Annotated in this window: 1 protein-coding gene; it reads left to right on the top strand. The window is 55.8% G+C overall.

Annotated elements, in window-relative coordinates; all coding sequences use genetic code 11:
- The first annotated feature begins 46 nt into the window (after nucleotides 1-46).
- The gene (locus QZL66_RS06975) at nucleotides 47-889 is read left to right on the top strand and encodes a metal ABC transporter permease (RefSeq protein WP_022411016.1); all 843 of its coding nucleotides are present in this window, start codon (nucleotides 47-49) and stop codon (nucleotides 887-889) included.
- Nucleotides 890-927 lie beyond the last annotated feature (38 nt).

Here is a 927-nt window from a genome sequence, read left to right as displayed (position 1 = left end):
AGCGGCATTGCGCAGGCTTTTCTGGGGGAGAAAGGGGAGAATATCCATGGGAATCTTTGAACAGCTGTCCGGTTATCTGTCGTTTTCTTTTGTCCGGTATGCATTGATCGCCGGCGTGCTGATTGCGCTCTGCTCCTCGCTGCTGGGCGTGACGCTGGTGCTGAAACGCTTCTCCGTCATCGGGGACGGGCTTTCCCACGTGGCGTTTGGTGCGCTGGCAATTGCCACGGTTTTGCATTTGCAAAATAACATGATTCTGGTAATGCCGGTGACGGTGCTGTGTGCTGTGCTGCTGCTGTGCGCCAACCAGAATGCCAAGATCAAGGGCGATGCAGCGATTGCCATGCTGTCTGTGAGTGCGCTGGCACTGGGCTATCTGATTCAAAACCTGTTCTCCCAGTCCGCCAATGTGTCGGGGGACGTGTGCAGCACGCTGTTCGGCTCGTCCTCCATCCTGACGCTTTCCAAACTGGATGTCTGGATTTGCGTGGGTATGTCCGTCATCGTCATGGCGGTATTTTTCCTGTGCTACCACAAGATTTTCGCCGTGACGTTCGACGAAACCTTCGCCAGTGCAACGGGCATCCGTGCCGGTGCGTATAACTTCTTGATTGCCGTGATCACGGCGGTGATTATTGTGCTCGCTATGAATCTGGTCGGCTCTCTGCTGACCTCTGCGCTGATCGTCTTTCCGGCGCTCTCTGCCATGCGCATTTTCCGCAGCTTCCGTGGGGTGATTCTCAGTGCAGCGGTGATCTCCGTGGTCTGCGCCGTGGGCGGTATTCTCATCTCCATTCTGGCATCCACGCCAGTGGGGGCAACGGTGGTTGCGGCAGATCTGGCAGTTTTTCTCCTGTGCTGTGGAATCGGTGCCGTTTCCCGCCGATAAATTTTAGAGCTCGTGTTCATAGGCGTCTATCTACGTCT

Origin of the sequence: Ruminococcus sp. CAG:330, from assembly GCF_000437175.1 — a bacterium.
In the GTDB taxonomy this organism is placed as follows: domain Bacteria; phylum Bacillota; class Clostridia; order Oscillospirales; family Ruminococcaceae; genus Ruminococcus_C.
The sequence above is the reverse complement of the archived record's forward strand: the minus strand, read 5'-3'. Positions and strand labels throughout refer to the sequence as shown.